The organism is Mycobacterium sp. NPDC050041 (assembly GCF_049541695.1).
Taxonomy (GTDB): domain Bacteria; phylum Actinomycetota; class Actinomycetes; order Mycobacteriales; family Mycobacteriaceae; genus Mycobacterium.
Genome location: NZ_JBMVDG010000016.1, coordinates 1 through 10,236, shown reverse-complemented (window position 1 = coordinate 10,236; position 10,236 = coordinate 1). Strand labels below are relative to the sequence as shown.

General features: G+C 67.5%; 3 protein-coding genes. All 3 read left to right on the top strand.

All coding sequences use genetic code 11. From position 1 onward, the window contains the following. Positions 1-254 (top strand): acyl carrier protein (locus tag ACPCHZ_RS28415; RefSeq protein ID WP_423487814.1); only part of this gene is annotated, 254 nt, incomplete at its 5' end. Positions 255-878: 624 nt separating this feature from the next. After that, on the top strand, positions 879-1,097 hold the full coding sequence (locus tag ACPCHZ_RS28410) for an MbtH family protein (RefSeq protein ID WP_364984851.1): 219 nt from the start codon (positions 879-881) through the stop codon (positions 1,095-1,097). A 41-nt stretch (positions 1,098-1,138) separates the two neighbouring features. Continuing rightward, a partial coding sequence (locus ACPCHZ_RS28405) for an amino acid adenylation domain-containing protein (RefSeq protein WP_423487813.1) occupies positions 1,139-10,236 on the top strand: 9,098 nt, incomplete at its 3' end.

Here is a 10,236-nt window from a genome sequence, read left to right as displayed (position 1 = left end):
CACCATCAACACCGCACACCCCCGCACCGAACACCACCCATCACCACCCCCTGACCGACACCCTGACCGGCATCTACACCCACACCCTGGGCATCAACCACATCAACCCCGACGACAACATCTTCGACCACGGCGCCAACTCCCTGACCGCCATCACCCTCCAACACGCCATCAACACCACCCTCAACCGCAACCTCCCCCTACACACCATCATCAACGCACCCACCATCAACACCCTCACCCAACACCTCTGAACACCCGACAACCGTTCAGCTAACTCGGATCGACGAGGGCGTAGCCGACGGTGGTTTCCCGTGCGGGCAGGGGCGCCGGATGCGAGGGTTCGGTAGTGCCAGACCGGAGCGGTTCGAGCGTGCGGCGAGCCGTCACCAACGGTGCCCGATGGTGCAGAACGGTGCGTTCGGCCGGACGCGGCGGTCCCCGAGCAGGTCCTTTCACGATGTCGCCGTCGCCGCAATCGATCGTGGCTTCGCGACGCCCGACTTCGACACCGATGAGTGAATTCAGCTATTGGGCTTCTCGCGCAATCGCTCGTCAGGTGCAGCTAGTTACTCGATCCAGCAGGATTCCAGCTATCTTGCGTTCGTCCGTCGGCGCCGCGAACAAATTTGCTGGCGCAAGTGCGCGATCAAGGGCCCTCGGGACCGTCCAGTTGGCGTGGCGTCTTGTTGCGTTGTGCCAAAACGTCTCTGACGAGGGCACACTGCGTTTCGTTCGAATCTCGGCGAGGTAATCTCTGCGGTGTGGATGAGCTGTGGCGGCGTCTAAGACTTCGTCTAAACTTCTGCTGACCTTGCTGGGCTCCAGTAGCATTTGGAACGATTCCACAGAGTCGAGCAAACGGTATGGAGGGTCTAGTGAGCGTGAATCCGTTCGACGACGAGAATGGCACCTTTTTGGTGTTGACCAACGATGAGGAGCAGCACAGCCTGTGGCCCTCCTTCGCCGATGTGCCGGCGGGATGGCGGGTGGTTTTCGGCGAGGCCGACCGGGCGGCGTGTCTGGACTACATCGAGCAGAACTGGCCGGACATCCGGCCGAAGAGTCTGCGTGACCGACTGGCGGACCGCGCCTGACAGGCGTTCACCAGGGCGGGGGTCTTAGTGGGGAAGGTTGAATGGATTCATCGGAGCGCGCGCTTCCGCTGACGCGTGGGCAACTCGACATCTGGCTGGCGCAAGAGGCGGATGACTCGGGCGCTGACTGGCAGCTCGGGTTGTTCGTGCGTATCGAGGGCGCCGTCGACCAGGGCGCTCTCGAGTGGGCGATCCGGCGCGTCGTTCGCGAGGTCGAGCCGGGCCGGGCTGTCTTCGACGAGGTGGACGGCGAAGTCGTGCAGCGGGTGGTCGATGACCCGGACTTCGAGCTCGAGTACTTCGATCTGACCGACGCGGTCGACGGCGTGCAGCAGGCGCGTGAGCTGGCGGAGTCCATCAGGCGCGCACCGATGTCGTTGTCCGGTCCGCTGTTCCGGTTCGCGCTGTTCGAGACGCAGCCGGAGGAGTACGAACTGTTCGCGTGCTGCCATCACATCGTCATCGACGGATTCGCACTCGGACTCGCGGGTCAGCGGATTGCGTCGGTGTACTCCGCGGCGGTTTCCGGCGAGCCGATTCCCACCGCGCTGTTCGGCTCCCTGCAGACGCTGATCGACAGTGAAACCGCCTATGAGGCCTCTGACTCGTATCGCGAGGACGAGGCCTACTGGGTGCAGAACCTGCCCGGAGAGAACGGGCCCGATCCCCGACTTCCCGAAACCGTCAGCGGCGGTGATCGTTCCACGACATCCGTGCCGACTCGAGTGGACCCCGCCCTGATGTCCCGCGTGCGAGCGATGTCGGATGCGTGGAACGTGCCGCTGTCGTCGCTGGTCACCGCGGCGTGTGCGCTGTTGGTGCGCGGATGGTGCGCCAGCCAGTCCGAGGTCGTTCTGGACTTTCCGGTCAACCGGCGCGTCGACCCGGAGTTGAGGACTCTGCCCGGGATGGTCGCCGGGATCGTCCCCCTGGTGCTGCAGGTTCCTGCGGCTTCGTCGGTCGAGAACTTCTGTCGCTACGTCGACGGTCGGATCCGCGACAACGTGCGGCATCAGCGGTTCCCGGTGCATGCGCTGGAACGCAAGGCACATTCGCGTAATCCGGGCGAGACGGTCAGTCGGGTGGGTGTGAACTTCCTGCCTTCGTCGTTCTCGTTGTCGTTCGGCGGCGCCAAGGCGACGGCGTCGTACACCAACACCGGCCCCCTCGGTAGCTTCGGATTGATCTTCTCCACCGCGGGCGAGGATCTGCTCTTCAGCACATCCGGTGGTGGACAACCATTCTCGAATTTCAGCGACTCCGACCTGCTGGACCGGCTGCAGCAGGTACTGGCGACGATGGTCGCCGAGCCGGAGCGAGTGTTGGCGTCAGTGGAACTGCTGGACGCGCACGAACACGCGCGCCTGGACGCGTGGTCCAACCGGGCGGTGCTACCGCAGCCCACGGGCGCCACGGCGCCGATCCCTGCGTTGTTCTCCGAACAGGCCGCGCGGCATCCGGATACGGCGGCGCTGACGTTCGAGGGCCGCACGATGAGCTATCGCGAACTCGACGAAGCGTCGAATCGGATGGCTCACGTCCTGGCCGATCAGGGTGCCGGTGCCGGGACACTCGTGGCGTTGCTGTCGCCGCGGTCGGCCGATGCGATCGTGGCCATCCTGGCGGTGCTGAAGACCGGGGCGGCGTATCTCCCGATGGATCCGGCAGCACCGGACGCACGCATCCAGTTCATGCTCAGCGACGCGGGACCAGTCGCGGCGGTGACCACCGCCGAGTTGCGTTCCCGCCTGGACGGTTCCGGCCTCCCGGTCATCGAGCTGGGCGACGAACGCGTCGAGTCCGCGTCGACGGCGGCGCTGCCGATTCCTGCGGCTGACGATCTCGCCTACATCATCTACACCTCCGGCACGACCGGTGTGCCCAAGGGCGTCGCGATCACCCACCGCAACGTCACCGAACTGATGCGGTCACTGGAAGCCGGCATGCAGATGTCGCAGCAGGTGTGGTCACAGTGGCATTCACTGGCTTTCGACGTCTCGGTCTGTGAGATGTGGGGGGCGCTGCTGTTCGGCGGGCGGCTGGTCGTGATCTCCGAGGCGGTGGCGAAGTCACCGGAGGACTTCCACGCCCTGCTGGTCGACCAGCGAGTCACGGTGCTGAGTCAGACGCCGTCGGCGTTCTACGCGCTGCAGACCGCAGACACTCTGCAGCCCGAGCGGGGCCGGCAGCTGAGCCTGGAGGCGGTGATCTTCGCCGGGGAAGCTCTGGAGCCGCAACGACTTCGACCGTGGCTCGAGAACCATCCCGCGGGGTCGCCGCGCCTGCTCAATCTGTACGGGACGACCGAGACGACGGTGCACGCGTCCTTCCGGGAGATCGTCGCCGCTGACACCCAGCACAGCCTGAGCCCGGTCGGCGGCCCGCTGGTGCACCTGGCGTTCTTCGTGCTCGACGGCTGGATGAGGCCGGTCCCCGCAGGTGTTGTCGGCGATCTGTACGTGGCCGGGACGAGTGCGGGCCTCGGCTATGTGGGCCGAGCGGGGTTGACCGCGTCGAGGTTCGTGGCCTGCCCGTATGGCGCGCCCGGAACGAGGATGTACCGCACCGGCGATGTCGTGGCCTGGAGTGCCGACGGGGAGTTGCAGTTCCTGGGCCGCGCCGACGAGCAGGTCAAGATCCGCGGATACCGCATCGAACTCGGCGAGGTCGGCGCAGCGCTGGCCGCCGTCGACGGTGTGCAGCAAGCGGTGGTCTTGGCCCGCGAAGACCGCCCGGGCGACAAGCGGCTGGTCGGATATGTCACCGGGACAGTGGATCCGGCCAACGCCCGTGCGGTGATGGCGGAGCGGCTGCCTGCCTACATGGTGCCGACGGCCGTCGTGGTGCTGGCGGCGTTCCCCTTGACGGTCAACGGCAAACTGGACAAGCGGGCGCTGCCCGCACCGGAGTACCAGGACGCCGAGCGGTTCCGCGCTCCGACGAACGCGGTCGAGGAGATCCTCGCCGGAATCTATTCCCAGGTGCTGGGATTGGAACGGGTCGGGGTGGACGACTCGTTCTTCGAGCTCGGTGGCGACAGCATCTCCTCGATGCAGGTGGTGGCGCGAGCGCGAGCGGCCGGGGTGCTGTGCCGGCCGCGTGATGTGTTCGTGGAACAGACCGTTGCGCGGCTGGCCGGAGTTGCCGGAGTAGCGGCTGACGGACACGGTGCCGTGGTCGACGAAGGGGTCGGGCCCGTCGCGCTGACCCCGATCATGGCGTGGCTCCGCGACGTCGACGGTCCGGTGGATCAGTTCAACCAGACGATGGTGGTGCAGGCGCCGGCGGACGTCGGCGAGGCCGACGTTCTCGCTGTGCTGCAGGCGCTGCTCGATCGGCATGGGATGCTCCGGTTGCGCGCCGACGGCTGGGCACTTCAGGTTCCCGCGCCCGGCACGGTCGAGGCGTCGGAGTGCCTGCAGTCGGTCGAAGCGCTCACCGATGAGGTGGTGACGGCGGCGCGGACGCGGCTGGACCCGTCCGCGGGGATGATGCTGCGCGCGGTGTGGTCGAGGTCCACCGCACAGCTGATGCTGATAATCCACCACCTCGCCGTTGACGGTGTGTCGTGGCGAGTTCTGCTGGAGGACATCAACATCGCCTGGGCGCAGCGCCAGAGCGGGCAGCCGGTCGAACTGCCCGCCGGCGGCACGTCGTTCGGCCGATGGTCGGCTGTGCTCGCCGAGCTGGCCCACGACCCTGCGGTGGTGGCCCATGCCGAGGCGTGGCGGCGCGTGGCGGAGATCCCGGCGGCCCTGCCGGCCCCGCACCCTGAGCGGGACACGTTCGCCACGGCGGGACGGACGTCGGTGGAATTGGATGCCGAGACCACCCGGATGCTGCTCGGTGAGGTTCCCGCGGCGTTCCACGCCGGGATCCAGGACATCCTGTTGACTGCCTACGGTTTGGCGTGGGCGGAGTTCTTCGGCGCCGGCGCGAGCCCCATCGGTGTCGACGTCGAAGGGCACGGCCGCGACGAGGAACTGGCTGACGGGCTCGACCTGTCGCGCACGGTGGGCTGGTTCACCACCAGATACCCGGTCGCGCTGTCGAGTGGGTTGTCGTGGTCGGACGTGGTCGACGGTGCGCCTGCGCTCGACGGCGTGGTCAAGCGTTCGAAGGAGCAGCTGCGGGCCCTGCCCGATGGGATGACCTACGGACTGCTGCGTCATCTCAATCCCGGCGTCGAGCTGGGCGGCGTGGATCCGGTGATCGGATTCAACTACCTCGGTCGGCTCGGCGGGGCAGACCTGCCCGAAAACCTCTGGCGCATCGATCCCGACGCGGTGGAACTGACTGCCTCGGCGAGCGCGGTGCCGACCCCGCTGATGCACACGGTCGACCTCGATGCCGCCACTGTCGACACCGAGACCGGCCCGCGGTTGCGAACTCAGTGGACCTGGGCCGCAACGGTTCTCGACGAGAGCGCGATCGAGCGGCTGTCTCATCTGTTCTTCGAGGCGCTGACCGGCATCTGCGCATCGGTGCGTCGGGGTGGCGGCGGATTGACGCCGTCGGACATCCTTCCGGCCCGGTTGAGCCAGTCCGACCTCGATGAGGTCGTCACGCAGTTCGACGTGGCCGACATCCTGCCGCTGAGTCCGCTGCAGCAGGGACTCCTGTTCCACGCGACCGCGTTGGGTGACGGCGCCGACGAACTGTACGCGTTGCAGCTCGATCTCACGCTCGAGGGCGACCTCGACGGCGACCGGCTGCGCGAAGCGGTGACCGCCGTGGTGCACCGTCACCCTCACCTGGTCGCCCGATTCTCCCAGCGGTACGACGAGCCGGTGCAGATCATCCCCGTACGACCCGAGATCAGCTGGTGCGAGGTCACATTCGACAGCGACGAACAGGTCGATCGGTTGTGCCGCGCCGAGAGGGCGGCGGTCTGCTCACTCGAAGACGGTCCGGCGCTGCGGGCCGCGCTGATCGCCGTGGCTCCCGGCCGGCATCGTTTCGTGCTGACGATGCACCACATCGTGATCGACGGGTGGTCGCTGCCCCTGTTGGTGCAGGAGATCTTCGCCGGCTACTACGGGCACCGGTTGCCTACGGCAGCACCGTATCGCCGGTTCCTGTCCTGGCTGGCCGGGCGCGACCTCGAAGCGGCGCGCGCGGCGTGGGCGCAGCTGCTGGCCGGAGTGGACTCCCCGACATTGGTCGGCCAGCCGGGCCGAGCGGTGTCGGGCCCGCGTGCGGTGACATCGGTCGAGGTGTCCGAGCAACTCACCGACGCGTTGAGCGAGCTGGCGCGTTCCCGCCAGACGACCGTGAACACCGTGTTGCACACCGCGTGGGCGGTGCTGGTGGCGTCATTGACCGGCCAGCGAGATGTGGTGTTCGGCACCACGGTGTCGGGGCGTCCCGACGACGTGGCAGGAGCCGAGTCGATGATCGGCCTGCTGATCAACACCGTGCCGGTCCGGGCCCAGATCGATGTGACGACTACTGTCGGCGAGCTGATCGCCGCGCTCCAGCAGGATCACAACGCAACGCTGGAGCACCAGCACCTGGCCCTGCAGGAGGTGCACCGGCTCACCGGTCACGATCAGTTGTTCGACACGATGTTCGTCTACGAGAACTATCCGTTGGACGCCAGTGCCGGGCTGGGTGCCGACGGGCTGGTCGTCACCGATGTCGCCAATCGTGAGTACAACCACTATCCGCTTGCAGTGCAGGCTATTCCGGGCCGAACCCTGCGTCTGCGCGTCGAGTACGACACCGATGTCTTCTCTGCGGCAGGTATCGATCTGCTGATCGCACACCACGACCGCATCATGACCGCGATGGCGTCCGATCCCGATCTGCGGGTGTCGTCGATCGACGTGCTCGAGGCCTCCGAGCGTGCCCAGCTCGACACGCTGGGCAACCGTGCCGTCCTGACCGACGCGGCATCACCGCGCGTGACGATCCCGGCATTGTTCGATGCACAGGTGGCGCGCGCGCCGGAGACGGTGGCGGTGAGCTTCGAGACCCGCTCGGTGACGTATCGGGAACTCGACGAGGCGTCGAACCGTCTGGCGCACTTCCTGGTCGAGCGCGGTGCCGGCCCGGGTGAGCGGGTCGCCCTGCTGATCGATCGGTCTGCCGACTCCGTGGTGGCGATGCTGGCGGTGCTCAAGACCGGAGCGGCGTACGTGCCGATCGACCCGGCGCATCCCGATGCACGCCTGCAGTTCGTCCTCGCCGATGCCGAGCCGGTGGCGGCCGTCACCACCGCCGAGATGGCCGAACGGCTCGACGGCTTCGCGGGCGTCGTCGTCGACGTCGAGGATCCGGCCATCGGCGGACTTCCGCACACCTCGCTGCGTGCGCCGGAACCGGACGACATCGCCTATCTCATCTACACGTCGGGCACCACGGGGACGCCGAAGGGCGTCGCCGTGACCCATCACAACGTCACCCAGTTGCTGCAGGTGCTCGACGGGTATCTGCCGACATCGGGGGTGTGGACGCAGTTCCACTCCTACAGCTTCGACACCTCGGTGTGGGAGACCTGGGGTGCGCTCCTGCACGGTGGGCGGCTTGTCGTGGTGCCCGACGAGATAGCGCGCTCGCCCATGGACTTTCAAGCGCTGTTGGTCGACGAGCAGGTCAGTGTGCTGACCCAGACCCCGTCCGCCGTGGGAGCATTGTCGCCCGAAGGCGTGGGCTCGGCGTCCCTCGTGGTGGCCGGTGAAGCCTGCCCACCCGAGGTGGTGGATCGGTGGGCCCCGGGCCGGGCGATGCTCAACGCCTACGGTCCGACCGAGACCACGATGGTCGTCATGATCAGCGCGCCGCTCGCCGCAGGCTCGGGCTCGCCGCCGATCGGCGCACCGGTCTCGACGGCCGCGCTGTTCGTGCTCGACGACTTCATGCGTCCGGTGCCCCGCGGGGTCGTCGGCGAGTTGTACGTCGCCGGCCACGGGGTGGCCGTCGGCTATGTGGGCCGGCCGGGGCTGACCGGATCACGTTTCGTGGCATGCCCGTTCGGATCCGCTGGCACGCGCATGTACCGCACCGGCGACCTCGTGCGCTGGGGTGACGACGGCCAGCTGCAGTACCTCGGTCGCGCTGACGAGCAGGTCAAGATCCGTGGCTACCGGATCGAGCTCGGCGAGATCCAAGCCGCGCTGGCGGAATTGGACGGAGTCGACCAGGCCGCGGTGATCGCACGGGAGGACCGTCCCGGCGACAAGCGGCTGGTCGGCTACGTGACCGGCGATCTCGACGTGGCCAAGGCCCGAACGCTGCTGGCGAACCGGTTGCCGTCCTACATGGTTCCTGCGGCGGTGGTGCTGATCGAGGCATTGCCGTTGACGGTCAACGGCAAGCTCGACACCCGGGCGCTCCCTGCGCCCGAATACCGCGACGCCGATCTCTACCGCGCGCCCACCAATGCCGTCGAGGAGGTCCTGGCAGGGATCTACGCCCAGGTGCTCGGCGTCGGCCCGGTCGGAGTGGACGACTCGTTCTTCGACCTCGGCGGGGATTCGTTGTCGGCGATGCGCGTCATCGCGGCGGTGAACAAGGCGTTGGATGTCGGCCTGCCGGTGCGGGTGCTGTTCGAGGCGCCGACGGTGGCGGATCTGGCGACCCGCGTCGGAACCGCCGATCGCGGGGTGGAGCCGTTGACCGCGGTGGCGGAACGACCGGCGGTGGTGCCGTTGTCGTTCGCGCAGAACCGCCTGTGGTTCCTCGATCAGCTGCACGGACCCTCACCGGTCTACAACATGGCGGTTGCGTTGCAACTGAGCGGACCACTCGACGTCGAGGCGCTCCGCACGGCGTTCGTCGATGTGGTGAGGCGGCACGAGTCGTTGCGAACGGTGTTCTCCACCGTCGACGGGGTGCCGCGCCAAGAGGTGCAGGCGGCCGACGGGGTCGAGGTGGGCTGGCAGGTGGTGGATGCCGCCGGTTGGTCGGCGCCACAGTTCGACCGCGCCGTCGAGTCGGCTGTCGGGCATTCTTTCGACCTGAGCCGTGAGATTCCGGTACGGGCAACACTTCTGCGCGTCGAACCGGATGAGCACGTGCTCATCGGTGTGGTGCACCACATCGCGGCCGACGGTGTGTCGATCGGGCCGCTGGTCGGTGACCTGAGTCGGGCGTACGGCGCACGCAGTGTCGGGCACGCCCCTGTGTGGGCGCCGTTGACGGTGCAGTACGTCGACTACACCCTGTGGCAGCGTGCGCAATTGGGTGACCTCGATGACGCCGAGAGTCGGATTTCCGAGCAGGTGGCCTACTGGCAGGGTGCGCTCGCGGACCTCCCCGAGCGACTGCAGTTGCCCACGGATCGGCCGTACCCCGCGGTGGCCGACCAACGCGGTGCGACGCTGAGAGTCGAGTGGCCCGCGGAATTGCAGCAACGGATGCACGCGGTCGCCGCCGCCCATGAGGCGACGGGCTTCATGGTGATGCAGGCCGCCCTCGCGGTGCTGCTGGGCAAGCTGTCGGCGAGTTCCGATGTCGCCGTCGGGTTCCCGATCGCCGGCCGTAATGACCCGGCACTGGATGAGTTGATCGGTTTCTTCGTCAACACGTTGGTGCTCCGCGTCGACCTGAGTGGCGACCCGACGGTGGCCGATGTGCTGGGCCAGGTGCGGAGCCGCAGTCTGGCCGCATACGACCATCAGGACGTGCCGTTCGAGGTGCTGGTGGAGCGGCTCAATCCGGTCCGGTCACGGGCGCACCATCCGTTGGTCCAGGTGATGTTGGCGTGGCAGAACGGGTTCGGGCAGGACGACGACCTGACGGGGTTGGCACTCGGCGACGTACAGGTCACCCGGATGCCCATCGACACCCACACCGCCCGGATGGATCTGACGTTCTCGATCGCCGAGCGGTTCACCGAGGCGGGTCAGCCTGCGGGGCTCGCGGGCGAGGTCGAGTTCCGCACCGATGTGTTCGACGCTGCGACGGTCGAATCGTTGATCGGTCGGCTGGAACGCGTCCTGATGGCGATGGTCGCGGATCCGGCGGTGCCGGTGTCGTCGATCGACGTGCTGGACGCCGCTGAGCGGACGTGGCTGGATGCGGTCGGGAACCGTGCGGTATTGGGTGGGTCGGTTGGTGTGGGGTCGACGGTTCCGGAGTTGTTCGGGGCGCAGGTGGTGCGTCGTCCGTTGGCGCCGGCGTTGACGTTCGAGGG